The organism is Ideonella sp. FW305-24 (assembly GCF_058788035.1).
Window position 1 is genome coordinate 1,053,668 of sequence record NZ_JBYTAI010000001.1, and the last position, 25,516, is coordinate 1,079,183.

Below are 25,516 nucleotides of genomic sequence, written 5' to 3' on the forward strand. Positions count from 1 at the left end.
GGACCGGGGTCAATGCCCGGCCCATCCCGCAATCGTCAGTCGACGCGGATCATCACCATGGTCTGGTTGAGTAGCTGATAAGCAATCTCACCGAAGGTGGCCGGACCTTGCACGCCCCCGATGGCCTTGCCCTCGAGTTCGCCGAAGACGAAGTTCAGGATGCAGTTGCAGCCCATCACCACGCCCTTCGAATCGACCTCGGCCAGGCGCGTGCGAAATGCTGCGGCATAGTCGACCACCGGCTTGGCGAAGCGATAGTCCACGCCCGTGAACACAGGCGCGTACAGATTGACGACCCCTTGCGCGTCGTCGATGCCCTGCAGCGAGACGTTCAGGTGCGCGCCAGCGAAATCACCCACCATCGGCAGCTTGCCGTGGTCCAGGCCGACACGGCGCACATAGTCGACAAAATTCACGCGCTCGCCGTTGACCTCGCACTCGCGCACATGGAACGAGGTGTCATTGAAGCGCAGCACGTCGCCACTGCCGGGCTCGAACAGATTGACGATTTCCAACGACACCATCTTGTCTGCCGGCAGCTCGACATAGGCCACGACCGCGCGATCCTCGTGCTTGGCGGCACTGCGCCCGTCGTAGACCTTTGGCGTCGCGCGCGCCAGGTCGGAGAGGTGCACGCCGGCAATCCAACCCACCGTGGGCTTGAGGAAGGCGTCTGGGTAGTTCGCGGCCTCGGCAGAGAAGCGCTGGAGCGTCTGCCCGCCCGCCGGGATGATGGTCAGCGAGAAGCCGTTGTCCGGCGCATGGCCGACGATGCCGGCCAGTTCGTCGGCACCATAACAAGCAATCCGGACCTGACCGATGTGCGACAGGTCGGTGACGAACACCCTGTCATCGGTCACAACGGTGCCGCCATCGGCGACCATGAAGTAAGGAATCGTGCCACCGATCCAATTGCCTGCGGGCAGTTGGTCAAGTGCGGCCTCCGGGCCCGCCACGCTCAGTGGCACACCGCGGCGGATGAGTGCGGCGGCGGCCGCCACAGTAATCAGTTCATTCATGGCGGTATCCGATCAAAGATGGGTGAGTTGCTGGATTTCATTGGGGAGGACGCGCTCCCACTTGGCGAAGAACGCGTGAAGCTCGCTCGCCTTGACCGAGAGCGGATCGGTGCTGCGCTGAAGTCGCTTGGTCAGCAACTGGATGCCCAAGTGCTGGGTTTTCAGATTTGCCAGGGCACCGCCTGCAAGGCGTTGCCAGCAGGCGTGTGTGATCGTTGGAACAGCCATGATGTGCCTCCTTCTAAGGATGTTGTCCGGATGCGTGATGTCGCTTCGCTGGGGGACATCGGGCATATCGTCGCGGGGGGCCGACGAGTTGATGGGTCAGTCCAACAAACAGACTCGCTCTTGCGCCAGATCAAATGTCGAACGATTTCGGCGCGGTGAGGTGAACGCAGTCACCGCGCGAGCACCACCGGCGCCGCCGCTCAGAGCTTGCGCACTTCAATGCGGTGCTTCTGCAGGGCATAGCCCAGTTGGCGCGGCGTGACCTTCAGCAGCCGCGCGGCCTTGGCCTGGACCCAGGCGCATTGCTCCATGGCCCAGATCAAGCGCTCGCGTTCACCGTCCGGCGGCTCGTTGCCGAACTGGCGCTCCGTGCCGTTGAGGTGGGCCGTCGGACCGATGCGCAGCACCTCGTCGTCCAGTTCGCCCGCGTCGAAGTCCTCGTCCTCCGGTTCGATATCCGCCGGGCGCACGGGCGCAGGCAGGCGGGCGTCGCGCGCGCCGGGCCGGCCGGTGCCGGGCACCGGCCCGCTCATGCGGATGGGCGCCACGGCATCGTCCTTGTCCAGGTGGTGCAGGGTCTGGGTCAGGCAGCGGTTGTGCCGGCACGGGAAGGCCAGGCCGCGGATCACCTCGCCCTGCACCATTGTGGCGGTGCGCTCGATGCAGTTCTCCAGCTCGCGGACGTTGCCTGGCCAGTAGCAATGCGTCAGCACCTCCATCGCGTCCGGTGCGATCTTGAGCTTGCGGCGGTTGTCCTTGTTGTAGCGCTCCACGAAGTGGGCGACCAGCGGGGCAATGTCGTCGCGGCGGTCGCGCAGCGGCGGCAGGAAGATGGAGACGACGTTGATGCGGTAGTAGAGGTCAGCCCGGTACTCGCCGCGCTTGACCATCTTCTCCAGGTCGCGGTTGGTGGCGCAGATCAGCCGCACGTCCACCTTGATCGAGCGGTTGCCGCCCACGCGCTCGAACTCTCGCTCCTGCAGCACGCGCAGCAGCTTGGCCTGGAACGAGGGCGAGATGTCGCCCACCTCGTCGAGGAACAGCGTGCCGGTGTGGGCCTGCTCGAAACGGCCGCGCCGGTCGCCCACCGCGCCGGTGAAGGCGCCGCGCTCGTGGCCGAACAGCTCGCTCTCCAGCAGCGACTCGGTGAGCGCTGCGCAGTTGACCTTGATGAAGGGCGCATCCTTGCGCGGCGACAGGAAATGGATGGCCCGCGCCACCGCCTCTTTTCCGGTGCCTGATTCGCCGCGCAACAGCACCGTGGCGCGCGAGGGTGCTGCCTGGTGCACCTCGCCGAAGACCTGCTGCATTTCCTTGGACACGCCCACCACGTTGTCCAGCGCGTAGCGGCCTCGTGGCTCGGGTGCCAGGGCCTTCTGCAACCGGGTGGTCTCGGTCTGCAGGCGCTGGTGCTCCTCGGTCACCGCGCGCGCCAGCACGATGGCCTGCGCCAGCAGCCCGGCCACCATGTGCAGCAGGCGCTGGTCGTCCGACAGGCGCGCATTGCCCTGGACCTCGCGCTGCGCGGCCAGCACGCCCAGCACCGTGTGCTCGGTCTTGATGGGCTCGACCTGGAAGGACATCATCTGCCCGTCGCGCTGGCTGAAGGCACCGGTGCGGTCGATGAATTCGGCCGACTGGGTGACGTCCGGCACCGTGACTGGCACGCCGGAGCGGAAGGTGCGGCCGATCACACCCTCGCCGCGATGCCAGACACCGCGCGCCAGTTGCTCACGGTCCAGGCCCACGGCGCTGTGCACCCGCAGCAGCTCGTCGTCCTCGTCGACCAGCACGATCATCGCGCGCGACAGTCCGATGTGGGCCGTCAGCACGTTGAGCACCTCGCGAAAGCTGCGTTTGAGGTCCAGCGAGGCGCCCAGGATGCGGCAGATCTCGTAGACCGTGATCAGCTCCACGTGGGAGCGATCTTCCTGACTGGTGCGGGCCATGGTCCACCTCACTCACGGTTGCGCACCGGGTGCATGCATGTCGACGCACACCGGTGCATGTTCGAACGCCACGAGGCGCAAATGCCGGCGGCGCGGGCCGCTGTGTCTCGCGCTGCAAGAAATTGGCCTGTTTGCCCTCGGCGCAGGCGCCTGCGCGCGGCTTTGGCACGCGGGCTGATGCACATCAAGGAAATGCCATTTCGCCAGCCATGCCGGCCCAGGTCACAGGCAGGCATTGGCCAATGCGAAGACCGAGTTCGGGCCGCGCGGCAGCCGCGGTGGGCGCGGGCCGCCGGTGCCGCCCAACAAGGATGCGCCCGCCAGCCCGGTGCCGGCACCAGCCTCGTGCTGCCGCGCCTGCATGGCGGCCCGCTGCGCGTCCACCAGGGCCAGCAGCGTGAGGTCCGACAGCCAGGCCATGGACTGGGTGTTGAACGCCTCCCAGAGCGCCTGGGTGCAGGCCTCCATCGGGCTGGCAGGCCGGCTTCCGGCGCCGCCAGGCACGGTGCCCGTCCGGTCTTCTTCATCGAGGAACGGCGCCGCTGTGGGTGGCTCCACCGCGCGCACGATGTCGGCCACGCTGATGGTGCCGGCCGGCCTGGCCAGCACGTAGCCACCGTCGCGCCCGCGCAGCGAGCGCACCAGGCCGGCCCGCCGCAGCTTGCCGAACAGCAGGTCCAGGTAGGACTTGGAACTGGCCGGCTGCGGCTGAAGGCGATGCAGCGGCACCGGCCCGCCGCGCGAGCTGAGGGCCAGCTCGATCATCGCGGCCACCGCGCGCGAGGCCGAGCCGCTCAGGCAGCGCTGCATGGGGTAACGTTCATCCGAACTTGAACAGCACACCGTGGCCGCCGCGCGGGTACTCCCAGGCGACGTTGGCGTGTTCGGTGCAGATCACGCGGCAGCTGCCGCATTCCAGGCAGCCGTCGGTGATCAGCGTCACGGCCCCGTTGCCCTCGGCCTTGTAGCAGGCCGCCGGGCAGACGAAGGTGCATTGCTGCGCTTCGCATTCGTTGGCGCAGACGGCGGCGTCCTTGATCTGGATGTGCGGCCGGCCGGGGTCGACCTTGTAGCGGTTCTGGAACAGCTTGTCTTCGACATTGACGGTCATGGCGGCCTCTTGCGTCGGATGCGTGGTGTGGGGTCGGTGGGAAGGCAGGCTCAGCGCGTGGCGCGCCAGAGCCGGAAGGCGTCGCCCAGCAGGCCGCGCAGGCTGCGCGCCGCCGTGAAGCTGCCCATCACCTCGCGTTGCTTGGTCATCTTGTCCACGCCGTCCACGGTGAACAGGGTCTTGGCGGCGTTGTTGACCAGGCCGGGGTAGGCAGTGAAGAACTGCGGGCTCTTCTCCAGCACCTCGGGCAGCCGGCGGTACTTCTTCAGGTCCTTCATCACGAAGCTCTGGTCCAGCGCGTCCTTGTAGGCCTTGAGCGTGCGCGCGCTCATGGGCTTGCCGGCGGCCTTGGCCTGGATCACCGTCTCGGCAGCCAGCCGGCCACTGGTCATGGCCAGGTTGGAGCCTTCGCGGTGGGCGGCATTGACGAAGCCACCCGAGTCGCCCACGATCATCCAGCCCTCGCCATAGACCTTGGGCACCGCGTTGAAGCCGCCTTCGGGGATCAGGTGGGCGCAATACTCCTTCATCTCGCCGCCTTCGATCAGCGGCGCGATGGACGGATGCTGCTTGAGCTTCTCGAGCAGCGCATACGGCGCGGTGCGGTTCGGGTTGGACTTGAAGTCGGCCAGCATGCAGCCCACGCCAATCGTCAGCGAGTCCTTGTTGGTGTAGAGGAAGCCGGTGCCCACCATGCCTTCGGTGACCGAGCCCATCATCTCGATCACCACGCCCTCTTCCTCGTTGATGTTGAAGCGGGCCTGGATGGTCTCTTCCGGCATGAAGAGGATCTCTTTCACCGCCAGCGCCACGTTCTTGGCCGACAGCTCGCCATGGAAGCCGGCCTTGCGCGCCAGCGTGGAGTTCACGCCGTCGGCCAGGATCACCACATCGGCGAACACGTCGCCGCCCAGGCGGTCGCAGTGCACGCCCATCACCCGCTCGCCATCCATCAGCAGGTGCTCCACCGTGGTCTCGCAAATCAGCAGCGCGCCGGCCTCGCGCACCTTGGATGAGAACCACTTGTCGAACTGCGCGCGGATGATGGTGTAGCGGTTGTAAGGCGGCTTGTTGTAGTCATCGCTGCGGTAGTGGGTGCCGACAAAGCTGTGCTCGTCCAGCATCCACATGCGCTGTTCGATGATGTGGCGCTCCAGCGGCGCATCGTCGCGGAAGTCCGGGATGATCTTCTCCAGCGCGTCGCTGTAGAGGATGGCGCCCTGCACGTTCTTGCTGCCGGGGTATTCGCCGCGCTCGATCTGCAGCACCTGCAGGCCAGCCTTGGCCAGCGTGTAGGCCGCGGCATTGCCCGAAGGGCCGGCGCCGACGACGATCGCATCAAACTTTTCGTTGGCCATCTTCTTGCTCCTGTGGGGTCGGCGTTCAGGCGACTTTGCGGATCTGCGGCGTGAGCCGGGCGCGGAAGGCTTCGGTGAGCGCCGGCAGCACCTGCAGCGCATTGCCGACGATGCCAAAGTGGGCGAAGTCGAAGATGGGCGCGTTGGCGTCGGTGTTGATCGCGACGATCACGTCCGCCGCCTCCATGCCCACGCGGTGCTGGATCGCCCCCGAGATGCCGGCAGCGATGTAGAGCTTGGGCCGCACCGTCTTGCCGGTCTGCCCCACCTGCCGCTCGGCCTCCACCCAGCCGGCCTGGACCACCGGCCGCGTGGCGCCCACCTCGGCGCCCAGCACCCGCGCCAGGTCCCAGACGAGCTTGAAATTGTCCGGGTGCTTCAGGCCCTTGCCGCCGGAGACGATCACGTCGGCATAGGCCAGGTTGACGGTGTTGCGCTTGGCGTCCGGGATGAAGGCCAGCAGCTTGGTGACGATGTCGGTCTCGATCATGCCCAGCGTGGCTTCGGTGATCGTGCCGCTGCGGCTGGCATCGCGCCGGGGCATGGGCATCACGCGCGGGCGCACGGTGGCCATCTGCGGCCGGTAGGCCAGGGTCATGATGGTGCACAGCAGCGAGCCGCCGAAGGTGGGCCGGGTGGCGGCCAGCGCGCGGGTGGTGCCGTCGATGTTCAGCTCGGTGCAGTCTGCCGTGAGGCCGGTGGCCAGCGTGGTCGCCACCGAGCCGGCCAGGTCGCGGCCCATGGTGGTGGCGCCCAGCAGCACGATCTCCGGCTGGTACTGGTTGACCAGGTCGGTCAGGCCCTTGGTGAAGGGCTCGTTGCGGTAGCCCTTGAGCACCGGGTCGCGCATCACATAGCAGGTGTCGGCGCCGAAGGCGTAGGCTTCCTTGGCGAAGCTGTCCAGCGGCTCGTCCGGCCCACCCAGGATCACCCCATGCAGCGTCACGCCCAGCTTGTCAGCCAGCACCCTGCCCGCGCCCAGCAGTTCCCAGCTGACGGTGTGCACCTGCCCTCGGTCATGCTCGATGAACACCCAGACGCCCTTGTAGGCCTTCAGGTGCTCGGGCAACTCCATGTTGCGGCCCGCACGGCCAGCGGGACGGGGGGCAGCGGGTTTGGCGGCTTCAGCCATGGCAGCGTCCTTGGTCAGACGGAGAGTTGAGACACGATCTCTTCTTCCAGCAGCGGGTGCTGGGTGAAGATCTTGTCGAGCAGGTTCAGCGTGACGTCGTTCAGGCTGGTGTCGACCACGCTCATCAGGTCGGCCTTCTGGCTGCGCGGCGTGGGGCCGAAAACCTTGCTGACGACGGTGGGCGAGCCCTTCAGGCCGATCTTCGTCAGGTCCTCGATGCCGGCGTCTTCCTTGTTCCAGCGGCGCACCGGGAAGCGCGCGGCACGCAGCATGTCGTCCATGCCGGCAAAGCGCATTTCGTTGGTGCCTTCGAGCATCGTGATCAGGCTGGGCAAGGTGGTGTCCAGCAGTTGCACACCGCCTTCGGCACGCCGCTCCACCTGCAGGCGGCGGGCGTCCAGGTCCACCTTCACGACGCGGCTCACGTAGGTCAGCAGGTTCAGGCCCAGGCGCTTGGCCACGCCGGGGCCGACCTGGGCGGTGTCGCCGTCAATCGTCTGCTTGCCGGTGAACACCAGGTCCACCGCCTGCTCCTGGGCTATCTTGCGGATGGCCGCGGCCAGCGCGTAGGAGGTGGCCAGCGTGTCGGCGCCGGCGAAGGCGCGGTCGGTCACCAGGATGGCGTCCGTCGCGCCGAAGCTGATGCATTTGCGCAGCGCGTCTTCGGCCTGCGGCGGGCCCATGCACAGCATGGTGACGCGCCCGCCGAATTCGTCCTTCAGGCGCAGCGCCTCTTCCAGCGCAAACAGGTCGTAGGGGTTGACGATGGCCGGCACGCCCTGGCGCATGATGGTGTTGGTCACCGGGTGGACGCGGATCTGCGCCGAGTCCGGGACCTGCTTGATGCAGACGACGATGTGCATGGGTGCTCTCCTGTGCTGCGGCCAGCGGTGGGGGATCAGGCGGCGCGGCGCTGCGCCAGGCTTTCGCGCAGCGAGCCCAGCGACACGTGCTGCTGGCCCTGCGCGTCCTGGAAGACCTTGAAGACCTTCTCGGTCACGGCGTTCGAGGTGGTGAAGTCCTGGTAGGCCCGGCCCAGCAGCGCGCGGTAGCGGCTGAACAGGCCGATCTCGTCCAGATCGGCCAGTCCCTCGGCTCGGTGCAGGTACTGGTAGAAGCGCTTGAGGATGTGCAGGCGGTTCACGTTGACGACCTGCTCGTCGTACGCGATGCCGAAGAACTCCAGGAACTCGTTGGCACTGGAGAGGGCCTTCAGGCGGGTGGTAAGGTCGGTCATCTCGGGTCTCCGGGTGGCGTGGGGTCGGTGGGCTGAGGCGGAAAGTCGGTTGACTGAGGCGGCGTCAGAGCGCTGGCTGGAAGGCCTGGTAGAACTGCAGCAGCTCGGCCCGCCCCGGTGTGCGCTTGGTGGCCAGCACATGGCCGCGGATGCGCTCCAGCAAGGCCGGCACCTGCTCGGCAGCCAGGCTCAGGCCCAGGCCCTGGTAGGCCGCCTGCACCGCATGGCTGCCGCTGTGCTTGCCCAACACCGTGGTGTGCTGCCGGCCCAGCTCGGCCGGGTCGAAGCCCTGGTAGTTCAGCGGGTCCTTGAGCAGGCCGTCCACATGGATGCCGGACTCGTGCGTGAACACCGCCGCGCCAACGATGCTCTTGTTCGCCGCCACCGGCCGGCCCGAGGCCCCGGCGACCAGGGCCGAGATGGCCGGCAGCGCACGCGCCTCGACGCCGGTGTGCACGCCGTGCAGGTGGCGCATGGCCATCACCACCTCTTCCAGCGCCGCATTGCCGGCCCGCTCGCCCAGGCCGTTGACGGTTGTGCTGGCATGGGTGGCGCCGGCGCGCCAGGCGGCCAGCGTGTTGGCGGTGGCCAGGCCCAGGTCGTCGTGGGCGTGCATCTCGATGTCCAGGTCCACCTCGCGGCGCAGCAGGCCGATGCGATGCGCGGTCTCGAACGGATCGAGGATGCCCAGCGTGTCGGCATAGCGCACGCGCTCTGCGCCCGCGGCCTGCGCGGTGGTGGCGGCGCGGGCGAGGAAGGCATCGTCGGCGCGCGAAGCATCCTCGAAGCCCACGCTGATGCGCGCGCCAGCGTCCGCCACGCGGCGCACGAACTGCGTGATCGTGGCCAGCACCCAGGCCCGGTCGCGCCGCAGCTTGCGCTCGATCTGGATGTCGGAGGCCGGGATCGACAGGTGCACGATGTCCGCGCCGCAGCGCAGGGCCGCAGCAAGATCGGCCTCGCACATGCGGCCCCAGACCATGGTGCGGGCGTTGAGCCGCAGCTGCTGGATGGCTCGGATCACCGCCTCTTCATGCGGCCCCATCGCCGCCACGCCCACCTCCATCTCCGGCACGCCAGCGGCGTCGAGTGCGCTGGCGATGGCCAGCTTCTCGTCGTCGCTGAAGGCCACGCCCGCGGTCTGCTCACCGTCGCGCAGCGTGGTGTCGTTGATTGTGAAGGGCCGGGGAGATCCAGGGGCTTGCATGTGCCTTCCTTGCATTGCTGAGTGCTTCATCGCAAGCGGTGTGCCATGCCACTCAGGTCACTCAAGTCATTGATTCACAAGGAAATCTCTGACTTGTTCGGGCGCGCGGAGGGCCTGTGTCATTTGTCGCTTGTTCGACAGCCGACGCGCAGCGGGTGAGGCTCGGCTTCTTAGCGCTCACGCGCATGGTTCTTGGTGTAGCGCGGCAGCTCAATCACCAGGGCCTCGCCCTTGACCCGCACGCAGCAGGACAGGCGCGACTGCGGGTCCACGCCCCAGGCGTCATCGAGCTGGTCTTCCTCTTCCTCGTCGGCCGGGGCCAGGGACTCGGCGCCAGCGCGCACGTGCACATGGCAGGTGGCGCAGGCGCAGACCTTCTCGCAGGCGTGCTCGATGGCCACGCCCGCCGCCAGCAACTCGTCCACCAGCTTGCGCCCTCGCCTGGCCTGCAGCACCAGCCCTTGCGGGCACAGCTCGGCATGCGGCAGCACGGTCACCTGGGTGCGCTCCGGCGTGGCGGCCGAGGTGGCGGCGGCGTTGGCAGAAGGGACGGACGCAGGCAGGGCCTGCGGATCGGCGGAGGAGCTCATGGCAGGCCTTGTGGAGAACGGAGATGAAGAGGCGCCTCAATCGGCACCCGGATGGGCGCGACGCCCTATGCAGCGAACTGGTCCAGCGAGCGGCCGGACAAGGCCTCGCGCACGCGCAGGTCCATGCGGCGCGCGGCAAACGGCGTGGTGGCCGCGTTGAGGCCTTCGGTCGCGTCGCGCAAGGCCTGGCGCAGCTGCTGGTGCGCCGTGGCACCCGTTCCTTCGTCGCTGGCGCATTGTTCGAGCAGGTCGGCCACGTCCTGCATGGCGCGCAGGATGAGGAACTGCTCGCGCGGCAGCAGCAGCGCCTGGTCGGCGGCCAGCGCACTGTCCACCGCGTCCAGCAGGCGCCTCGCATCCAGCTCGGCCTCGCGCAGCATGCGCGCGGCTGCATCGGCTTCGGCGCTGTGCATCGCGCTGCGCAGCATGTCGGCCACGGTGTGGTGCGCCAGGCCGTAGCTGGGCTTGACCTCCACATGGGTCTGCACCCCGGTGGTCTGCTCGCTGGCGCTGACGGACAGCAGCCCATCGGCATCGATCTGGAAGGTCACGCGGATGCGCGCCGCGCCGGCCACCATCGGCGGAATGCCGCGCAGCGTGAAGCGGGCCAGCGAGCGGCACTCGCTCACCAGCTCGCGCTCGCCCTGCACCACGTGGATGGACATGGCCGTTTGCCCATCCTTGAAGGTGGTGAATTCCTGCGCGCGGGCGGTGGGCACGGTGGTGTTGCGCGGGATGATCTTCTCGGCCAGGCCGCCCATGGTTTCCAGCCCGAGCGACAGCGGGCAGACGTCCAGCAGCAGCAGGCCGGTTTCGCCGCCAGGGCCGCGGGCATGGTTGCCTGCCAGCTGGTCGGCCTGGATGGCGGCGCCCAGCGCCACGGCCTGGTCGGGGTCGATGTTGGTCAGCGGCGGCTTGCCGAAGAAGCCGGCCACGGCCTGGCGCACCAGCGGCATGCGGGTGGCGCCGCCGACCAGCACCACGCCGTCGACCTGGTCCACCGTCAGTTCGGCGTCGCGCAGCGCGCGCCGCAGCGGGCCCAGCGTGCGCTGCACCAGCGGCTGGGTCAACGCCTCCAGCGTGGCACGGTCCAGCCGCGCACTGGCTTGCTGGCCCGAGGCATGGGCACACCGCATCCACACCTGGTCTTCGGTGCTGAGGGCTTCCTTGGCCTGGCGGGCTGCGGCGTGCAGCGCGCCGGCATCGGCCCCGGTCCATGCCAGGCCCGAGCCGCCGGTCTGCGTGGTGAACCAGCGGGCGATCTCGGCATCGAAGTCGTCGCCGCCCAGCATGGCGTCGCCATGCGTGGCCAGGACTTCGAAGACGCCGCGGCTGAGCCGCAGCACCGACACGTCGAAGGTGCCGCCGCCCAGGTCGTAGACCACATAGGCGCCCTCGCTGGCGTTGTCCAGCCCGTAGGCCACGGCCGCGGCGGTGGGCTCGTTGAGCAGGCGCAGCACCGTCAGGCCGGCACGTTGGGCGGCGTCCTTGGTGGCCTGGCGCTGGGCGTCGTCGAAATAGGCCGGCACGGTGATGACGGCGCCCACCAGCGCACCACCGAGCGCAGCCTCGGCGCGCTCGCGCAGCGTGCGCAGCACCTCGGCCGCCACGTCCACCGGGCTCTTCAGGCCGGCCCGCGTGGGCACGCCGATGGCGCCCGGCCCCAGCGCCTCCAGCGCGTAAGGCAGGCTGCCGGGCGCTATGTCCTGCAGCGCGCGGCCGATCAGCCGCTTGGCCGAAGCCACCGTGTTCTGCGGATCGGCCGCGGCCATCTCGCGGGCCTCGTGGCCGACCAGCGGCGCGGTATCGGCCCCGTAGTGCACCACCGAAGGCAGCAGCAGCCGGCCCTGCGCATCGCCCAGCACCGTGGGCACGCCGCTGCGCAAGGTGCCCACCAGCGAATGGGTGGTGCCCAGGTCTATGCCCACCGCCAGCCGGTGCTGGTGCGGCGCCGCCGCGCGGCCGGGTTCGGCAATCTGCAGCAAAGCCATCATGTACCTCTTGGAGTGAACAGGGAACAGCCGGCGATCAGGCTCCCCCAAACCCAGCGACCGCCGCAGGACGGCTTTGCCGGCCTGCCAGCGGTGCCCCCTTGAGGGGGCGCGCGAAGCGCGTAGGGGGTGGGCCCGTCTAGACCGCGAAGGACTCGCCGCAGCCGCAGTTGGCGGTGGCGTTCGGGTTGTGGAACTTGAAGCCTTCGTTGAGGCCTTCGCGCACCCAGTCCAGCTGGGTGCCGTCGACCAGCGGCAGGCTCTTGGCGTCCACCAGCAGGGTCACGCCTTCGCTGGCGAACTGCAAGTCTTCCGGTGCGGGGGACTCGGCGAATTCCAGCGCGTAGGCATAGCCCGAGCAGCCGCTGGTCTTCACGGCCACGCGCAGGCCGTAGCCGCCGCCGCGCTGCGCCAGCGCCTTCTGGATCTGTTTCGCGGCCTTGGGCGTCACACTGAGGGTCATGACGGCCTCACACGCTGAAGGAGCTGCCGCAGCCGCAGGTGCTGGCGGCATTCGGGTTGCGGATGATGAAGCGCGAGCCGTCCAGGCTTTCCTCGTAGTCGATCTGCGCGCCCATCACGTACTGCAGGCTGGAGGCATCGACCAGCACCTTGATCGCGCCGGCCTCGACGCAGAGGTCGTCTTCCTTGGCCACGTCGTCGAACGCGAAGCCGTACTGGAAGCCGGAGCAGCCGCCGCCGGTCACGAAGATGCGCAGCTTCAGCTCAGGGTCGCCCTCCTCGGCCAGCATCGCGCCGACCTTGCCGATGGCCGCGTCGCTGACCTGCAGCTTGGGTGCGCCTTCGGGCAGTACGAAGGGCTCTGAGGGCGGGCGGGGCGTGGTGGCGCAGCTGCTGCCGGCGTTCGGTTGGGATTGGCAAGCGGACATGGTGGGTTCCTGTTCGGTGAACGGCCACTGGGGCCAGGGAGGCGAAGGAAATCCGCGGCGCTCAGGCGACTGCAGTGGCGTTCGCGGCGGACGGGCTGCAGGCGGGCTGTTCCAGCGTGGTCGCGGCGCCCGCATCCGTGGCGACATGGCGCTGCCGGTAGTCGGCCACCGCCGCCTTGATGGCGTCTTCGGCGAGGATGGAGCAATGGATCTTCACCGGCGGCAGCGCCAGCTCCTCGGCGATGCTGGTGTTCTTGATGGCCAGCGCCTGGTCCAGCGTCTTGCCCTTGACCCATTCGGTGACCAGCGACGAGGAGGCGATGGCCGAGCCGCAGCCGTAGGTCTTGAAGCGTGCGTCCTCGATCAGGCCGGTGGCCGGGTTCACGCGGATCTGCAACTTCATCACGTCACCGCAGGCCGGCGCACCGACCATGCCGGTGCCCACGCCATCGTCGTCCGCGCCAAAGGCGCCCACGTTGCGCGGGTTCTCGTAGTGCTCGATGACTTTTTCGCTGTAGGCCATGGGGGCTCCTGGGGCTCTGGGAATGAAGGGGCGGGTTGGGTGGGGTTCAGTGCTCGGCCCACTGCACGCTGGCGAGGTCCACGCCGGCGCAGTGCATGTCCCACAGCGGGCTCAGCTCGCGCAGGCGGGCCACCGTGGCTTTCACGCGGGCCAGTGCGGTGTCGATGTCGGCCTCGGTGGTGAAACGGCCGAACGAGAAGCGGATCGAGCTGTGGGCCACTTCGTCGGACAGGCCCAGCGCGCGCAGCACGTAGCTGGGCTCCAGGCTGGCCGAGGTGCAGGCCGAGCCGGAGGACACGGCAATGCCCTTCATTCCCATCAGCAGCGATTCGCCCTCGACGAAAGTGAAGCTCAGGTTCAGGTTGTGCGGCACGCGCTGCTGCAGGCTGCCGTTGACCAGCACCTCGGGGATCTCGCGAGCCCCCGCCAGCAGCCGGTCGCGCAGCGCCGCGATGCGCTGGTTCTCGCTGGCCATGCTTTGCCGCGCCAGCCGGTAGGCCTCGCCCATGCCGACGATCTGGTGCGTGGCCAGCGTGCCCGAGCGCATGCCGCGCTCGTGGCCGCCGCCGTGCATCTGCTCCTCGATGCGCACGCGCGGCTTGCGCCGCACATAGAGCGCGCCAATGCCCTTGGGGCCGTAGGTCTTGTGGGCCGACAGGCTCATCAGGTCCACCGGCAGCGTGGCCAGGTCGATCTCTACCTTGCCGCTGGCCTGCGCCGCGTCCACATGGAACAGCACGCCCTTGCTGCGGCACAGCGCGCCAATCGCGGCCACGTCCTGGATCACGCCGATCTCGTTGTTGACGAACATCACCGAGACCAGCAAGGTGTCCGGCCGCAGCGCGGCCTTGAGCACCTCGATGTCCAGCAGGCCATCGGGCTGCACGTCCAGGTAGCTCACCTCGAAGCCCTGGCGCTCCAGTTCCCGCATGGTGTCGAGCACGGCCTTGTGCTCGGTCTTCAGCGTGATCAGGTGCTTGCCCCTGGCCTGGTAGAAGTGCGCCACGCCCTTCAGGGCCAGGTTGTTGGATTCAGTGGCGCCCGAGGTCCAGACGATCTCGCGCGGGTCCGCGCCGATCAGTCCGGCCACGTGCTCGCGGGCGATCTCCACCGCCTCTTCGGCGGCCCAGCCGTAGGCATGGCTGCGGGAGGCCGGGTTGCCGAACTGCTCGTACAGGTAGGGCACCATCGCATGGACCACGCGCGGGTCCACCGGCGTGGTGGCGGCATAGTCGAGATAGATCGGCTTGCCGTCCAGCTTCAGATCCAGCGAACCCCGTGTCGAGCCATTCATCGCACCACTCCCAGTCAGGTCAGGTGCTCCTTCTTCTCAAGGAACGTGCCAGTTCCGGCGGCTCATTTCCCGGCGCCGGAAACATCAAATGAATCAGGCACTTGGCGCCATTCGAGCGGCCTGGGAATCGATGCCGGACGACCGCTGGTCCCTGTCGTGCGGACAGCCGCTGTCGGCTTTGTCGGATGTGCGACGCAGCGGCGCCGGGCAGTCTGGCGCTCCGCCTGCGAAGGCGCTGCGGGCCCGTTGTTTGCGTCAGCAGCAAGGCAGCGCCCCGCGCAAGACGCAACCCGACAAGCGACCGACCATGAACCTCTTCACCGGCGAATCAGCAGACGAATTCTTTGGCGGCGAGATGCCGGCGGCCGCTCGCCAGGCGCTTCGCCTGGCAGCCCACGCGCCGCGCGAGGAAGTGGCCTCGCTGCTGTGGACCGCGCAGGCCATGGCGCCGCAGGCGCTGGGCGTGTATTACGTGCTCTACAAGCACCACGCCAGCCAGCGCGAACTGGCCGAGGCCGAACGCGCCGCGCGCCGCGGCCTGCAGGAGGCCGCCCGCCAGGCCGGCCTGGCGGCAGACTGGCGCTCGGTCACGCCGGCCACGCTGCCGGCCGGCGTGGACTTCCAGGGCAGCGGCCCGGCGCGCTTCTGGCTGTTCACGCTCAAGGCCCTGGCCTTCCTCAGCCTGCGCGGCGGCCACCCTGAGGAGGCCCGTGAACTGCTGGCCACCATCGCCGCGCTGGACCCGCAGGCGCGCATCGGCGACGAGGTGGTGGCCTCGCTGCTGGCCTCGATCAGCGGCGGTGCCGGCGTCTGAAACAGGCGCCTGAATTCACCGAAGCCCGGTGTCCCTCACCCTTGCTCACCGGCAAGGGCTGCGACGTCCGACAGGCAAGTCGACACCAGCCTGCTGCTTCAAGCCGGCACCATCAGCATCAGCCCGGAAGCGGTGTTCGAGATGGGGATGTGGTAGTTCCGGTGCAGGCAGCGCACCGGGCCGCCGAGCGCTGCGCGGGTGGCCAGCCACATCAGCAGCTCCACGCCCTGAGTGCCGGCCTTCTCCACCAGTTCGGGGATGCTGAACCGGGTTGCCCATTCGGGGTCGCTCACCAGGCTGTCCATGAACTGCAGGTCGAAGGCCTTGTTGATGAAGCCGGCGCGCTGGCCGTCGAGTTGGTGGCTCAGCCCACCGGTACCGAGCACGGCCACGCGGGCATCGCCAGGCCAGCAGGCAATGGCCCGGCCCACCGCCTGGCCCAGCGCCCAGCAGCGGCGTGCCGAAGGCAGCGGGAATTGCACGGTGTTGATGCAGATGGGCACCACCTTCACCGGCCACTGCTGGTCCGGCCAGAGCAGCGCCATGGGCAGCGTGAAGGCATGGTCCACCACCATCTCCTGGCAGGTGGTGAGGTCGAAGTCCTCGGCCATCAGCTGCTCGATCAGGTGCCAGGACAGCGCCGGGTGGCCCTCGAAGGCCGGCAGCGTGGGCAGGCCCCAGCCTTCGTCGGCATTGCGGTACTGCGGCGCGGCGCCCAGCGCGAAGGTGGGCATCTTGTCGAGGAAGAAGTTCAGGCCGTGGTCGTTGTAGAAGACGACCAGCACGTCCGGCCGGGCTTCGGCCAGCCAGCGGTGCACCGGGACGAAGGCGTCGAAGAAGGGCTTCCAGTAAGGGTCTTGCTGCAAGCCTTTGGCAATGGCGCGGCCAATGGCCGGGACGTGGGACGTGCAGATGCCGCCGATGAGTTGGGCCATGGGGTTCTCCTTCAGCGCGCGGCCAGCAACTTGGCCTGGAATTCGGCCTTGGTGGTGCCGGTCTGCTGGGCGCCGATGTCCTGCATGTCCAGCCCGAAGATGCCGGCCAGCTTGGCCAGGTAGTAGGCATTGCCGCCGGCCTCGATCATCTGCAGCACCTGGCGGCTGCGCACCGCCTCGCGCTGCGGCGGCGTGAGGCCGTAGCGGGTGCAGTAGGCATCCTCGTCCTGCAGGAAAGCGGCGCGGTTGGCGGCTTCGTTGAACGAGAAGCACATCTTGTTGAGCGCGTAGCCCTTGATGGCCTGCCGGCCATCGAACAAGGTGGTGCCGGGAATGTCGGGTGTGCACATGGCGAGCCCTTTCTCGGGGTTTCAGCACGGGGTTTGATGCCGCTCAGTATTCCGGCGCCCCGGCGCCGGATAAAGGCCGCCACACTCATGCAACCCATGAACGCCATCGATCATTTGGACCTGGACGGCCACCTGCTCGCGCTGCTGTTGGCAGTGCATGAAGAGGGCTCGGTGACGCGCGCTGCGCAGCGCCTGGACCTCACGCAGTCGGCCGTCAGCCACGGGCTGGACCGGCTGCGGGCCATCGTCGGCCACCCCTTGTTCGTGAAGTCGGGTCGCGGCATTGCACCCACCGCGCAGGCGGACCTGCTGGCCGGCCGTGCGCGCCGGCTGCTCGACGAGCTGCGCGGCTTCAGCCTGGCCGCAGGCTTCGAGCCGGCCCGGCTGCAGGCCTGCATCACCGTGGCGGCCAACGACCTGCAGCGCGACCTGCTGCTGCCGCGGCTGCTGCGCCGGCTGCGGTCGCAGGCACCGGGCCTGACGCTGAGGGTGATGGATTCAGGCGCGCCAGAGCCGGCCCTGCTGCGCGAGCAGGCCTGCCAGCTGATCCTCACGCCGCGCCCACCTGAAGGCGCGGACCTGATGCAGAAGCGCTTGTTCGAGGACGCCTACCGCGTCTTCTACGATCCGGCCTGCCGCGCCGCACCCCAGCGGCTGGCGGACTACCTCGCGGCCGAGCATGTCAGCGTGCTGTACGCGCCGCGCCGCACGCTGGCGGTGGACGACTGGCTCGCCGCGCAAGGCGTGGCGCGCAGCATCGTGGCCACGGTGCCGGGCATGGCCGGCCTGGGCGCGATGTTGCGCGGCAGCGCCTGGCTGGCCACCGCGCCCAGTCTGTTGGCACAAGGCGCACTGGCTGGCCTGGCCTCGGTCGCGCCGCCGCTGGCCACGCCACCGCTGCCCATGTATGCCGTGTGGCACCTGCGGCACCAGGAGGACCCGGTGCACCGCTGGCTGCGCGCCGCATTGGCAGCGGAAGTTGAAGCGGCACTGGCCGCCGCGATCAGTGCCCAGGACCCGGGCGGTGAACCCAGGTCCTGAAGGTGGGCCTCACTCCGCCTGCGGCGTGATCTTTTCAAACCTCAGGATGGCCGAACCGGTGTTGTCGTAGCAAGGCTCGTCGATGACGATGGCCGAGAACTTGCCAACGCCCTTCACCTTGAACTGCTGGGCTTTGCCAGCCTTCACGGCCAGGCCCCATCCCGTCTTGGCCGCGCTGCCACCGCGGATGACGACGGTGTCAATGAGGCAACCACCGGTGGGATCTTCACCGCCACAGCTCATGTCGTTGTCCACCAGCGAAACGGTGTAGCTGCCGGCGTCCAGCTGGAAGGTGACCCGGCCGCCGGTCATCGTGTCCAGGCTCAGGCAGGCCGCCTTGGCGTCGATCAACACGTCCTGCGCGATGGCACTGGTAGCGGCCACGGCCGCAAAACCCACAACAGCAATTTTCTTGATCGCGTTCAACATTTCGATTCCCCTTGATGATTCATTCCAAATGACGGCGGCCTGCACTTCCTGATGCTTGTCAGAAGCGAGGGGCCGCAGGGCTGGCAGCCGCATGTGCTCGCCTCGAAGGCGGGAGCCAGCAGTTGCCATGGCTGCGCATGCTAGGCAGCCTGCGTAGTCGGCCCGTAGTCAGAACCTGCGGGGATGGAAGGTTGACGGACCGTCAGGCCACCGGACCCGCCACGACCGACAGCAAGGTCTCGCCGGTGGCAACGAGCTTCTCGGCACCGGCCGCCTGGGCATACAACTCACAGGTGGTGAACACCTGCGACTTGCCTGGCTTGACGACACGCGCCCTGGCCACGAACCGCTCGCCCGTCGCCGGGCGCAGGCAGTTGACTGAAAAGTGCGAGGCCAGCACCCGCCCGGCGACGGTCGCCGCGGCGAAGCCGCAGGCCGTGTCGATGAGCGCGCCGATCAGTCCGGCATGCAGGAAGCCAGCGTACTGCCCGACTTCCGGCCGCCATGCCATGGCAATTTCGACCTTGCCAGGCTCCGCGCTGATGACCTCGATGCCGCACCATCGATTGAAGGCCGCAGTCTGGTTGATGGCTCGGATCTGGGCCAGCGGGTCAGGCAGTGAGTCCATTGCGATGCGTCCCGAGAAGGTAGACAAGGGCAATGTAGGCCGCGGGTTCGGGCGCGGCTGTCAAGGCGGGGACAATTGCCGCACGGCCCTTCCCGCTACCGGCCAACCAGCACAGGCGTGTTGCCTTGCACGATCACGCAGTTCTTGCTTTCCTTGCAGGCCTCCGAATAGCGTTTGATGCCCTCCAGCTGCACGAACTGCGCCGCGTCCAGCTTCATCTGCTCGCGGTAGGCGTTGTCCGCGTTGGCGCGGCTTTGCTCCGCCTGCAACCGTGAATCCTCGGCAAGCTTGCGCTGTGTCTCCGTCTTCTTGCGCTGCTGCTGCACCGCAGTCGCATTCATCTCGGCGATCACCGGTGCATCGGGCAAGGCCTTGCCCATGTTCACGTTGAGCAATTCGACGTGCAGGCCGGTCGCCTTGATGTGCTCCCGAAACTGCCGCGCGATTTCCTTTTCGATCGCCGCCAGGGTCTCCGGGTCCGTCATGATGGGCGTCATCGAATACTTCTTCGTCACGTCCCGGACGATGGTCCGGTATTGCTCCTTCAGGTTGTTCTCATACCAGCCGCTGGCACCGAACTTCTTGACCAGCTCGGCCGGATCCTTCCATTGGATGACGACGTAACTCGCGTAGTTGATGAAGTTGTTGTCCCCCGTGGCCAGATGCTCCAAAGGTTCGTCGCGTTTCGTCGGCACCAGCGAAACCTCCAAGCCATCGGTCGTCAGCCAGTACCAGGACAGACCCGGCTTCTGGGTTTCGTCGCGCGGGCCGCCGTGCCCGAAGAACCAGGGGTTGTCGATCAAGACGGTCTCCGACCCCGGCGGCGTCACGATGCGGTGACAGCCCGACAGGAGCAAGACGGAAAGAAGCAAGTTCAAGTGCCGCATGTTGGGTCCATGATGAAGAGAATGTCGGATTGCATCGCGGCGCAAGATCATTGCGCTGGTTGTTCGCAGGACGGCGTCGCAGGAGCCTCGTCACCTGAACCTTGCGCGCCCAGGGCGGCAGTTCGGCCGCCCGCGGAGACCGAAAACGGTCGGCAGTGCCCATTCTTCACCGTTGGCTGAGCAAGCAGGCAGGCCGTGTTGAACTGAACCATCACGGCGCCCCCGGCCTGGAGATGCGGTGAGCCATGCGCGGGATCGCCCCCCGGCGCTTTTTTCGGGCCATTGTGGTCACTGGCGGGGTCGCGTAAAGCGCTGGTGAATGGCCAATCGGCATCAAGCCTTGCGCTCGAACACCACCTTCACATCTGCGGGCGCGGGCGAGACAGGGCGCTGAACTGACGAGGAAGTCGGCGCCGGCTTGGGCGTTAGCCAGGGCGTTGGTGGCGCTGACGCCGCCTGCGGGGGCAACGAGGGGCGCAGGCCGCGCTCGGCCAGGGCTTGGGCCTCGCTGCCCCACTTCCACGACCAGGCGCTTTTCGGGCTGGGCAGCGCGCAGCGCGGCGGGCCAGGAACAGGCTGCGTTCAGGGAAGACCAGCAAGGATTCGGACAGGCCCAGGCGGGGCATCACGGCGCCACCCGCGGCCACCGCACGCACGGCCGGCGCGCCGCTGCAGAGTGGCGCGTCTTCCGCCACCAGCAGCGCAGCAGTTCGTCGCTCAGGCGGTCCATGGCGCGGGCGCCCCACGCAGGTTTCAAAGGCGGGGAATGTGCTGCGGCGGCACGATCTCGAATCCGCTGTGGTGAGCCCGGCCGCCGCAGCTGCCCTCGCCTTCGATGACTTCCACGGTGCGCAACCACTGGCCGTTCAGGCAGCGCCAGGCCTCGAAGTCTTCGGCGCGCAGCATGCGCATGCAGGGCTGGTCTTCGTCGTCGAAGCTGTAGTCCCACTGCGAGAAGTGGTGGCGGTAGTAGCAGAGCAGGCCCAGCGCGTCGTAGCCGCGCCACTTGGAGGCAGGCACGCCGTCGTCGTGGTGCGATTCGATGCGCACCGGCCAGCAGACCTGGGCCTGCAGTTCGGCCGGCAGGCGCGCCTGCCAGCTCTGGGGTTCACGCTCCATGGTGTGTCTCTCCTTTGACCGGCCCTCAGCGACATTCAGCGCCCTTCAGCGCATCAGCGAGACGGCCTTGATCTGGGCGAAAAGGGGCTGGCCCACCGCCAGTTGCAGGCCTTCGAACGAACGCCGGGTGATGCGGGCAAGCAGGCGTGTAGCGGCGGGCATGGCTTGGGTGGCATGGCCCAGGCGCAGGCCCAGCAGCGCGGTGGCGGCGCCCAGCTGCACCTCGGCCAGCGTGACGGGCAGCACGTTAAGGATGCTGCTGTCGGCCGCGGCGCTGCGGGCCACGCTCACGTCCCGCGCCAGCACGCGGGCGCGCACGGGGCTGCCGGGCGGCTGCGCCAGCGCGCCTACCCACAGCCCCAGTGCTTGCTCACCGCCGCCTTGCCCGGCGCCGTCCAGGCCGAGCAGGCTGAGGCCGAACGGCGGGTCATGCGCCTGCACCGTAGCCTGCAGCACCACGCCGGCATCCTCGGCGGAGGCCAGTGGCAGGTCTGTGCGGGCCAGCAGCTCGGCCAGCGGGCCGGAAGCCTGCACCCGGCCGGCGGCCATCAGCACGAGGTGGTCGGCCAGGCGGGCGACCTCGTCCAGCGCGTGGGTGACGTAGACGATGGGCATGGCCAGCGCCACATGCAGGCGCTCCAGGTAGGGCAGGATCTCGGCCTTGCGGGCAGCGTCCAGCGCGGCCAGCGGCTCGTCCATCAACAGCAGCTGCGGGCTGGTGAGCAGTGCGCGGGCAATGGCCACGCGCTGGCGCTCGCCGCCCGAGAGCGTGACGGGCTGGCGGGCCAGCAGGTGATCGATGCCCAGCAGTGCCGCGGCCTGCGCCAGCTCGATGCGGGCGCTGCCAGGCGCCACGCGCCGCAGGCCGTAGCGCAGGTTCTTCTCCACGCTGAGGTGAGGGAACAGCGCGGCTTCCTGGATCACGTAGCCGATGGGGCGCTGGTGCGGCGGCAGGAAGCGGCCGGCCGCATCGTCCTGCCAGACCTGCTCGGCGGCCTGGCCCACGGCGACGCTGCCCTGCGCGCGCTCCAGCCCGGCCAGCGCGCGCAGCACGGTGGTCTTGCCGCAGCCCGAAGGGCCGAACAGCGCGGTGATGCCGCGCGCGGGCAGTTGCAGCGCCAGGTCCAGCGTGAAGTCACGCCGGGGCAGGCGCAGCTGCAGGCTGATCATGGCGCGCCCGCCACGGTGGACGCGACCCGCGCCGCTGCGCGCGGCCGGTTGACCAGCTGCAGCGAGACCAGCACGGCCAACGCGAACACGACCATCGCGGCGGCCAGGCGGTGCGCGTCGGCAAACTCGGTGGCTTCGACGTGGTCGTACAGCGCCACGCTGAGCACGCGCGTCTTGCCGGGGATGCTGCCGCCCAGCATCAACACCACGCCGAATTCGCCCAGCGCGTGGGCGAAGCCCAGCACCAGCGCCGTCACCAGGCCGGGGCGGGCCAGCGGCAGCGCGATGGAGAAGAAGCGGTCCAGCGGGCCGGCGCGCAGCGTGGCGGCGGCCTCCAGCAGGCGCGGCGGAATCGCCTCGAATGCCTGCTGCAGCGGCTGCACCACGAAAGGCAGCGAGCACAGCACCGAGCCCACCACCAGCCCGGCGAAGGTGAAGGGCAGCCGGCCCAGGCCCAACGCCTGCGTGGCCTGGCCCACCGGCCCCTGCGGGCCCATGAGCACCAGCAGGTAGAAGCCCAGCACGGTGGGCGGCAGCACCAGCGGCATGGCCACCAGCGCCGTCCACAATGGCTTGAGCGCCGATCGGGTGCCCGCCAGCCACCAGGCCAGCGGCGTGCCCAGCAGCAGCAGGAGCACGGTGCTGAGACCGGCCAGTTGCAGGCTCAGGGTGATGGCCTGCCAGTCAGCCGGGGAGAAGGCCACGGAGAAGGACAGCGTGGTCACAGGTGCCTCAATGGCCGTAGCCGTAGGCGGCGATCACGGCGCGGGCGGCGGGGGTCTTGAGGTAGTCCAGCAGCGCACGGGCGGCGGCGCTGCCCTCGCCGGCCTTGAGCAGCACCGCATCCTGGCGGATCTCGCCATACAGCGTGGGCGGCACCAGCCAGTACGAGCCGCGCGGCGGCTTGCCGGGCTCGGCCACCTGAGAAAGCGCGACAAAGCCCAGCTCGGCATTGCCGGTGAGCACGAACTGGTAGGCCTGGGCGATGCTCTCGGCGGTGACCAGCTTGGGCGCCACCGCCTCGGTGAGGCCGCGCGCCTTCAGCGCTTCCATGCCGGCCGCGCCATAGGGCGCGAGCTTGGGATTGGCCACGGCCAGGTGCTGGAACTTGCCGCCAGCCAGCACCTGGCCCTCGGCGTCCACCAGGCCGGGCTGCGCGCTCCACAGCACCAGCTTGCCCAGCGCGTAGGTGAAGTTGCTGGCCGGCACCGCCAGGCCTTCCTGGATCAGCTTGCGCGGGGTTTCGTCGTCCGCCGCGAGCAGCACCTCGAAGGGCGCGCCGGCCTGGATCTGCGTGTAGAACTTGCCGGTGGATCCGCTGGTGCTGAGCAGCGTGTGGCCGGTGGCGCTGGCAAAGCCTTCGGCGATGCGGGCCAGCGGGCCGGCGAAGTTGGCGGCGACGGCCACCTGCACTTCGGCGGCACCGACCTGCGCTGCCACCAGGCCGGCGAGCAGGGCAAAGACCAGGCGGCATGTTGCAGGCATGACGGGCCTCAATGCGCGGCGTCTTCCGGACCGAAGCACAAGGCCTGGTCGGTGCACACGCCACAGCTCGGCGCGCGGCACAGGCTGATCTCGGCCTGGTCGCAGAGCTGCTTGTAGAGGAACTTCTTCCACTTCATGTCGCGGTCGTTGCGCGCGGCAAGCCGGGGGAAGCGGGCCTGCATCAGGGCCGAGAGTTCGCGCCGCGACGGCAGGTGCAGGTCCTGCCAGAGGTGGTCCTGGCCCAGCGTGGCCTGGGCCAGCGCATGGGCCAGCCAGCGGTCTTCGGCAGGGCACTGCGCCCCGGCCTCGCCTGCGCAGGTGGTGAGCAGGCGCACCAGGTCCTCGATCTCGTCGCGCCGCGACTCCGGCCGCGCAGCGCTCTCCAGCGCGGGCCAGTCCAGTGCCAGCGCACGGTCCACGCCGGGGAACCAGCGCGCGAGCAACTGCCGGGTGTCGGCCGCGCCGAGGTCGGTCAGCGGCAGCCAGGCCAGCCCGTGGCGGGACCAGGCGGTGGCCAGCACGCCTGCCATGGCCTGCACCTCGGGCGCCTCGCCCTCGGGTGCATGGCACATCAGCGAGGTCCACAGGCGCAGGCGCTCGCCCGTGGGCAAGGCGCCGTGCGGGGGCAGCGTGGGCCGTGAGGAGATGGCTTCGGCAGCCATGGCTCAGGCGGGCAGCGCCGCGTGCGTGTAGCACTTCTTCGGGCAGATCTTGGCGCAGGCGGTGCAGCCGATGCACAGCTCGCCGTGCGCGATCGTCATCACCTTCTTTTCGTATTCCTCGTCTTCGTCCTCGTCCTGGCCGACGGCCACGCGCTCGCCGTCTTCGTTGAGGCCGACCATGGCCAGCACGCCGCGCGGGCAGACCTTGAAGCAGCGGCCACAGCCGATGCAACTGGCCTCGTTGATCTGCTGGACGAACGTGGGCACCCAGACCTTGCCGCTGGGCAGCGTAACGGAAAAGTTGCTCATGTCATCTGCTCCCTGCGGCTTCAGGCTTTAGCGGACGCGGCCACCGCTTCGGCCTCGGCCACGCGGGCCCGCGCAGCCATCAGCGCGGCGTGGGCGTCGTGCGCGACCTGGGCCACGGCGAGGATGCGTTCCCAGTTCGTCGGCAGGTCCTCGGACAGGTCGTGCAGGTCCATCTTGGCCTGCGTGGCCTTGGCATTGAGCTTCCTGGCCTCGGTCTTGAGTTGGTCGATCTCAGCCATAGGTGGCCACCTCCTTGTAGCGCTCGACCATGCCCACGCCTTCGTCGACCAGCTTGGTCCCCGCCTCGGCCAGCTTGGCCAGGCTGGCGTAGCCAAAGCGGTGCACGTCGCGCAGGTGGCGGTTGACGACGATGAGGCGGCCGGCGGTGAGCACGGCACGGCCAAAGCCTTCGTGGCTCATCTTCATCATCGGGCTGACCATGCAGCCGGTGGCCCGCTCGATGCACAGGCCGATGGCGTTGTGGAACAGGTCCAGGCGCCACAAGGTGTCCGGGTCCGGGTCGCCCATCATGGGCAGCGCGCGGCGCTGCTCGGCGCTGAGCACGTAGGGGGCGAGCAGCGTGATGTCGCGCTTGCCCTCCCAGGTGCCGTGGGTGTCCTGCGCGCGCAGCTGCTTGACGAGTTCGCGCAGGAAGGGGGTTTGCAGCAGTGCTTCCTCGGCTGCGGCTTCGGCCGCGGGTTCTGTGGCGATGGCATCGGTCATGGGGTCACCTCTTCGTCTTCAAAGTCGGGGCGCAGCGCGGCATCCTGCGGCTGGTCCTTCAGCAAGGCCTTGCGCAGCCAGGGCGGCGGCGTGCCCTGCAGCACCACCTGCATGCGGTCCAGCAGCTCGGCAATGGGCTCGGGCTGGTTGACCTTGATCGGGTGGATCTTGCTGGCCACGACGCGGGCCGCGGCCGAGCCGCCGATGGCGGCCACGTAAACGATGGCGCAGTCGCGGATGGCTTCGAGCTTGGGCGCGAGCTTGTCTTCGTTGCCGTCCTCGGCCAGGTCGTCGCCGAACGGAAAGTCCTGCACGAAGCGATGGCCCTGGGCGTCGATCTCGTAGACGGCCAGGTGCTTGGCCCAGCCGAAGTGCGCATCCACGCGCTGCTGGTCCTGGGTGGCGAAGGCGATTTTCATGGGCGCTCCTGAAAGA

At 68.7% G+C, this 25,516-nt stretch carries 32 protein-coding genes; 2 read left to right on the plus strand and 30 right to left on the minus strand.

Annotation, left to right across the window (positions count from 1 at the left end; translation table 11 throughout):
• Positions 1-35 precede the first annotated feature (35 nt).
• The 16 genes from AC3WR5_RS04665 to AC3WR5_RS04740 form a co-directional block, all read right to left on the minus strand.
• Positions 36-1,019, minus strand: a complete 984-nt coding sequence (locus AC3WR5_RS04665; RefSeq protein ID WP_492482241.1) for a DUF6976 family protein — start codon at positions 1,017-1,019, stop codon at positions 36-38.
• Positions 1,020-1,031: 12 nt separating this feature from the next.
• The gene (locus tag AC3WR5_RS04670) at positions 1,032-1,247 is read right to left on the minus strand and encodes a hypothetical protein (RefSeq protein WP_141291740.1); all 216 of its coding nucleotides are present in this window, start codon (positions 1,245-1,247) and stop codon (positions 1,032-1,034) included.
• A gap of 200 nt (positions 1,248-1,447) precedes the next feature.
• On the minus strand, positions 1,448-3,196 hold the full coding sequence (gene nifA / locus AC3WR5_RS04675; protein WP_231012429.1) for a nif-specific transcriptional activator NifA: 1,749 nt from the start codon (positions 3,194-3,196) through the stop codon (positions 1,448-1,450).
• A 222-nt stretch (positions 3,197-3,418) separates the two neighbouring features.
• Complete coding sequence (locus AC3WR5_RS04680) at positions 3,419-4,006, minus strand: RrF2 family transcriptional regulator (protein ID WP_492482243.1); 588 nt, start codon at positions 4,004-4,006, stop codon at positions 3,419-3,421.
• A gap of 10 nt (positions 4,007-4,016) precedes the next feature.
• Positions 4,017-4,307, minus strand: a complete 291-nt coding sequence (locus AC3WR5_RS04685) for a ferredoxin family protein (protein ID WP_141288000.1) — start codon at positions 4,305-4,307, stop codon at positions 4,017-4,019.
• 50 nt (positions 4,308-4,357) lie between these two features.
• On the minus strand, positions 4,358-5,665 hold the full coding sequence (locus AC3WR5_RS04690; RefSeq protein ID WP_492482246.1) for an FAD-dependent monooxygenase: 1,308 nt from the start codon (positions 5,663-5,665) through the stop codon (positions 4,358-4,360).
• Positions 5,666-5,690: 25 nt separating this feature from the next.
• Complete coding sequence (locus AC3WR5_RS04695; protein WP_141288002.1) at positions 5,691-6,797, minus strand: electron transfer flavoprotein subunit alpha/FixB family protein; 1,107 nt, start codon at positions 6,795-6,797, stop codon at positions 5,691-5,693.
• Positions 6,798-6,811: 14 nt separating this feature from the next.
• Complete coding sequence (locus AC3WR5_RS04700; RefSeq protein WP_141288003.1) at positions 6,812-7,660, minus strand: electron transfer flavoprotein subunit beta/FixA family protein; 849 nt, start codon at positions 7,658-7,660, stop codon at positions 6,812-6,814.
• A 35-nt stretch (positions 7,661-7,695) separates the two neighbouring features.
• Positions 7,696-8,034: a nitrogenase stabilizing/protective protein NifW gene (gene nifW, locus AC3WR5_RS04705; protein ID WP_141288004.1), complete on the minus strand. Its 339-nt coding sequence runs from the start codon at positions 8,032-8,034 to the stop codon at positions 7,696-7,698.
• A 64-nt stretch (positions 8,035-8,098) separates the two neighbouring features.
• Complete coding sequence (gene nifV, locus AC3WR5_RS04710) at positions 8,099-9,241, minus strand: homocitrate synthase (protein WP_231012450.1); 1,143 nt, start codon at positions 9,239-9,241, stop codon at positions 8,099-8,101.
• 170 nt (positions 9,242-9,411) lie between these two features.
• A complete protein-coding gene (fdx, locus tag AC3WR5_RS04715) occupies positions 9,412-9,831 on the minus strand; it encodes an ISC system 2Fe-2S type ferredoxin (RefSeq protein WP_141292005.1) in 420 nt (139 codons plus the stop codon).
• Positions 9,832-9,896: 65 nt separating this feature from the next.
• Positions 9,897-11,822 (minus strand): Fe-S protein assembly chaperone HscA, encoded by a 1,926-nt coding sequence (hscA, locus tag AC3WR5_RS04720; RefSeq protein ID WP_492482249.1) that lies wholly within the window; start codon positions 11,820-11,822, stop codon positions 9,897-9,899.
• A 139-nt stretch (positions 11,823-11,961) separates the two neighbouring features.
• On the minus strand, positions 11,962-12,285 hold the full coding sequence (locus AC3WR5_RS04725; protein WP_492482251.1) for a HesB/IscA family protein: 324 nt from the start codon (positions 12,283-12,285) through the stop codon (positions 11,962-11,964).
• 7 nt (positions 12,286-12,292) lie between these two features.
• Entirely contained in the window at positions 12,293-12,712 is a 420-nt protein-coding gene (gene erpA / locus AC3WR5_RS04730) for an iron-sulfur cluster insertion protein ErpA (RefSeq protein ID WP_492482253.1), read from the minus strand.
• A gap of 61 nt (positions 12,713-12,773) precedes the next feature.
• Entirely contained in the window at positions 12,774-13,235 is a 462-nt protein-coding gene (gene iscU, locus AC3WR5_RS04735) for a Fe-S cluster assembly scaffold IscU (RefSeq protein WP_141290469.1), read from the minus strand.
• Between the two features lie 46 nt (positions 13,236-13,281).
• Positions 13,282-14,529, minus strand: coding sequence for an IscS subfamily cysteine desulfurase (locus AC3WR5_RS04740; protein ID WP_492482256.1), 1,248 nt, complete (start codon positions 14,527-14,529; stop codon positions 13,282-13,284).
• A gap of 307 nt (positions 14,530-14,836) precedes the next feature.
• Between AC3WR5_RS04740 and AC3WR5_RS04745 the strand changes: the two genes are divergently transcribed.
• Positions 14,837-15,343 (plus strand): hypothetical protein, encoded by a 507-nt coding sequence (locus AC3WR5_RS04745; protein ID WP_231012454.1) that lies wholly within the window; start codon positions 14,837-14,839, stop codon positions 15,341-15,343.
• A gap of 98 nt (positions 15,344-15,441) precedes the next feature.
• Here AC3WR5_RS04745 and AC3WR5_RS04750 read toward each other — a convergent pair whose 3' ends face one another.
• The gene (locus AC3WR5_RS04750; protein WP_492482258.1) at positions 15,442-16,278 is read right to left on the minus strand and encodes a class III extradiol dioxygenase family protein; all 837 of its coding nucleotides are present in this window, start codon (positions 16,276-16,278) and stop codon (positions 15,442-15,444) included.
• An 11-nt stretch (positions 16,279-16,289) separates the two neighbouring features.
• The gene (locus AC3WR5_RS04755) at positions 16,290-16,628 is read right to left on the minus strand and encodes a protocatechuate 4,5-dioxygenase subunit alpha (RefSeq protein ID WP_141291695.1); all 339 of its coding nucleotides are present in this window, start codon (positions 16,626-16,628) and stop codon (positions 16,290-16,292) included.
• Positions 16,629-16,724: 96 nt separating this feature from the next.
• On the opposite strand from AC3WR5_RS04755, the gene AC3WR5_RS04760 reads away from it, so the two are divergent.
• Positions 16,725-17,669, plus strand: a complete 945-nt coding sequence (locus AC3WR5_RS04760) for a LysR family transcriptional regulator (RefSeq protein WP_492482260.1) — start codon at positions 16,725-16,727, stop codon at positions 17,667-17,669.
• Positions 17,670-17,678: 9 nt separating this feature from the next.
• On the opposite strand, the gene AC3WR5_RS04765 is transcribed toward AC3WR5_RS04760, so the two are convergent.
• From AC3WR5_RS04765 to nifX, 12 genes are all read right to left on the minus strand, one after another.
• The gene (locus AC3WR5_RS04765) at positions 17,679-18,143 is read right to left on the minus strand and encodes a hypothetical protein (protein ID WP_492482262.1); all 465 of its coding nucleotides are present in this window, start codon (positions 18,141-18,143) and stop codon (positions 17,679-17,681) included.
• Between the two features lie 157 nt (positions 18,144-18,300).
• Positions 18,301-18,726 carry a PaaI family thioesterase gene (locus tag AC3WR5_RS04770; RefSeq protein ID WP_492482264.1) on the minus strand — a complete coding sequence of 142 codons (426 nt, stop codon included), beginning with the start codon at positions 18,724-18,726 and terminating at the stop codon, positions 18,301-18,303.
• Between the two features lie 95 nt (positions 18,727-18,821).
• The gene (locus AC3WR5_RS04775) at positions 18,822-19,664 is read right to left on the minus strand and encodes an SPFH domain-containing protein (RefSeq protein ID WP_141290287.1); all 843 of its coding nucleotides are present in this window, start codon (positions 19,662-19,664) and stop codon (positions 18,822-18,824) included.
• Positions 19,665-20,366: 702 nt separating this feature from the next.
• The gene (locus AC3WR5_RS04780) at positions 20,367-20,732 is read right to left on the minus strand and encodes a hypothetical protein (RefSeq protein WP_141290286.1); all 366 of its coding nucleotides are present in this window, start codon (positions 20,730-20,732) and stop codon (positions 20,367-20,369) included.
• Positions 20,733-20,777: 45 nt separating this feature from the next.
• Positions 20,778-21,902 (minus strand): molybdenum ABC transporter ATP-binding protein, encoded by a 1,125-nt coding sequence (gene modC, locus AC3WR5_RS04785; protein ID WP_492482267.1) that lies wholly within the window; start codon positions 21,900-21,902, stop codon positions 20,778-20,780.
• Complete coding sequence (gene modB, locus AC3WR5_RS04790; protein WP_231012477.1) at positions 21,899-22,606, minus strand: molybdate ABC transporter permease subunit; 708 nt, start codon at positions 22,604-22,606, stop codon at positions 21,899-21,901. The genes modC and modB overlap by 4 nt, the downstream gene beginning before the upstream one ends.
• A 28-nt stretch (positions 22,607-22,634) precedes the next feature.
• Complete coding sequence (gene modA / locus AC3WR5_RS04795) at positions 22,635-23,387, minus strand: molybdate ABC transporter substrate-binding protein (protein ID WP_492482268.1); 753 nt, start codon at positions 23,385-23,387, stop codon at positions 22,635-22,637.
• A gap of 8 nt (positions 23,388-23,395) precedes the next feature.
• The gene (locus tag AC3WR5_RS04800) at positions 23,396-24,049 is read right to left on the minus strand and encodes a nitrogen fixation protein NifQ (protein ID WP_492482270.1); all 654 of its coding nucleotides are present in this window, start codon (positions 24,047-24,049) and stop codon (positions 23,396-23,398) included.
• Between the two features lie 3 nt (positions 24,050-24,052).
• Positions 24,053-24,358 (minus strand): ferredoxin III, nif-specific, encoded by a 306-nt coding sequence (fdxB, locus tag AC3WR5_RS04805; RefSeq protein ID WP_492482272.1) that lies wholly within the window; start codon positions 24,356-24,358, stop codon positions 24,053-24,055.
• Between the two features lie 20 nt (positions 24,359-24,378).
• Positions 24,379-24,597 (minus strand): CCE_0567 family metalloprotein, encoded by a 219-nt coding sequence (locus tag AC3WR5_RS04810; protein WP_492482274.1) that lies wholly within the window; start codon positions 24,595-24,597, stop codon positions 24,379-24,381.
• The gene (locus tag AC3WR5_RS04815) at positions 24,590-25,081 is read right to left on the minus strand and encodes a NifX-associated nitrogen fixation protein (protein WP_141289926.1); all 492 of its coding nucleotides are present in this window, start codon (positions 25,079-25,081) and stop codon (positions 24,590-24,592) included. Before AC3WR5_RS04815 ends, AC3WR5_RS04810 begins: the two co-directional genes overlap by 8 nt.
• Positions 25,078-25,500 (minus strand): nitrogen fixation protein NifX, encoded by a 423-nt coding sequence (nifX, locus tag AC3WR5_RS04820; RefSeq protein ID WP_492482277.1) that lies wholly within the window; start codon positions 25,498-25,500, stop codon positions 25,078-25,080. Before nifX ends, AC3WR5_RS04815 begins: the two co-directional genes overlap by 4 nt.
• Positions 25,501-25,516: the final 16 nt, after the last annotated feature.

What these genes read in the sequence shown, in the direction of transcription:
- AC3WR5_RS04690 (WP_492482246.1), bottom strand. Translation starts at nt 5,665, where the DNA reads ATGGCCAACGAAAAGTTTGATGCGATCGTCGTCGGCGCCGGCCCTTCG.
- AC3WR5_RS04800 (WP_492482270.1), bottom strand. Translation starts at nt 24,049, where the DNA reads ATGGCTGCCGAAGCCATCTCCTCACGGCCCACGCTGCCCCCGCACGGC.
- AC3WR5_RS04695 (WP_141288002.1), bottom strand. Translation starts at nt 6,797, where the DNA reads ATGGCTGAAGCCGCCAAACCCGCTGCCCCCCGTCCCGCTGGCCGTGCG.
- iscU (WP_141290469.1), bottom strand. Translation starts at nt 13,235, where the DNA reads ATGGCCTACAGCGAAAAAGTCATCGAGCACTACGAGAACCCGCGCAAC.
- nifW (WP_141288004.1), bottom strand. Translation starts at nt 8,034, where the DNA reads ATGACCGACCTTACCACCCGCCTGAAGGCCCTCTCCAGTGCCAACGAG.
- AC3WR5_RS04770 (WP_492482264.1), bottom strand. Translation starts at nt 18,726, where the DNA reads ATGGACTCACTGCCTGACCCGCTGGCCCAGATCCGAGCCATCAACCAG.
- AC3WR5_RS04665 (WP_492482241.1), bottom strand. Translation starts at nt 1,019, where the DNA reads ATGAATGAACTGATTACTGTGGCGGCCGCCGCCGCACTCATCCGCCGC.
- AC3WR5_RS04745 (WP_231012454.1), top strand. Translation starts at nt 14,837, where the DNA reads ATGAACCTCTTCACCGGCGAATCAGCAGACGAATTCTTTGGCGGCGAG.
- nifX (WP_492482277.1), bottom strand. Translation starts at nt 25,500, where the DNA reads ATGAAAATCGCCTTCGCCACCCAGGACCAGCAGCGCGTGGATGCGCAC.
- AC3WR5_RS04760 (WP_492482260.1), top strand. Translation starts at nt 16,725, where the DNA reads ATGAACGCCATCGATCATTTGGACCTGGACGGCCACCTGCTCGCGCTG.
- AC3WR5_RS04775 (WP_141290287.1), bottom strand. Translation starts at nt 19,664, where the DNA reads ATGATCTTGCGCCGCGATGCAATCCGACATTCTCTTCATCATGGACCC.
- hscA (WP_492482249.1), bottom strand. Translation starts at nt 11,822, where the DNA reads ATGGCTTTGCTGCAGATTGCCGAACCCGGCCGCGCGGCGGCGCCGCAC.
- AC3WR5_RS04670 (WP_141291740.1), bottom strand. Translation starts at nt 1,247, where the DNA reads ATGGCTGTTCCAACGATCACACACGCCTGCTGGCAACGCCTTGCAGGC.
- nifV (WP_231012450.1), bottom strand. Translation starts at nt 9,241, where the DNA reads ATGCAAGCCCCTGGATCTCCCCGGCCCTTCACAATCAACGACACCACG.
- AC3WR5_RS04685 (WP_141288000.1), bottom strand. Translation starts at nt 4,307, where the DNA reads ATGACCGTCAATGTCGAAGACAAGCTGTTCCAGAACCGCTACAAGGTC.
- AC3WR5_RS04755 (WP_141291695.1), bottom strand. Translation starts at nt 16,628, where the DNA reads ATGTGCACACCCGACATTCCCGGCACCACCTTGTTCGATGGCCGGCAG.
- fdx (WP_141292005.1), bottom strand. Translation starts at nt 9,831, where the DNA reads ATGAGCTCCTCCGCCGATCCGCAGGCCCTGCCTGCGTCCGTCCCTTCT.
- fdxB (WP_492482272.1), bottom strand. Translation starts at nt 24,358, where the DNA reads ATGAGCAACTTTTCCGTTACGCTGCCCAGCGGCAAGGTCTGGGTGCCC.
- modA (WP_492482268.1), bottom strand. Translation starts at nt 23,387, where the DNA reads ATGCCTGCAACATGCCGCCTGGTCTTTGCCCTGCTCGCCGGCCTGGTG.
- AC3WR5_RS04725 (WP_492482251.1), bottom strand. Translation starts at nt 12,285, where the DNA reads ATGACCCTCAGTGTGACGCCCAAGGCCGCGAAACAGATCCAGAAGGCG.
- AC3WR5_RS04815 (WP_141289926.1), bottom strand. Translation starts at nt 25,081, where the DNA reads ATGACCGATGCCATCGCCACAGAACCCGCGGCCGAAGCCGCAGCCGAG.
- AC3WR5_RS04740 (WP_492482256.1), bottom strand. Translation starts at nt 14,529, where the DNA reads ATGAATGGCTCGACACGGGGTTCGCTGGATCTGAAGCTGGACGGCAAG.
- AC3WR5_RS04780 (WP_141290286.1), bottom strand. Translation starts at nt 20,732, where the DNA reads ATGGAGCGTGAACCCCAGAGCTGGCAGGCGCGCCTGCCGGCCGAACTG.
- AC3WR5_RS04700 (WP_141288003.1), bottom strand. Translation starts at nt 7,660, where the DNA reads ATGCACATCGTCGTCTGCATCAAGCAGGTCCCGGACTCGGCGCAGATC.
- nifA (WP_231012429.1), bottom strand. Translation starts at nt 3,196, where the DNA reads ATGGCCCGCACCAGTCAGGAAGATCGCTCCCACGTGGAGCTGATCACG.
- AC3WR5_RS04810 (WP_492482274.1), bottom strand. Translation starts at nt 24,597, where the DNA reads ATGGCTGAGATCGACCAACTCAAGACCGAGGCCAGGAAGCTCAATGCC.
- AC3WR5_RS04750 (WP_492482258.1), bottom strand. Translation starts at nt 16,278, where the DNA reads ATGGCCCAACTCATCGGCGGCATCTGCACGTCCCACGTCCCGGCCATT.
- erpA (WP_492482253.1), bottom strand. Translation starts at nt 12,712, where the DNA reads ATGTCCGCTTGCCAATCCCAACCGAACGCCGGCAGCAGCTGCGCCACC.
- modC (WP_492482267.1), bottom strand. Translation starts at nt 21,902, where the DNA reads ATGATCAGCCTGCAGCTGCGCCTGCCCCGGCGTGACTTCACGCTGGAC.
- AC3WR5_RS04680 (WP_492482243.1), bottom strand. Translation starts at nt 4,006, where the DNA reads ATGCAGCGCTGCCTGAGCGGCTCGGCCTCGCGCGCGGTGGCCGCGATG.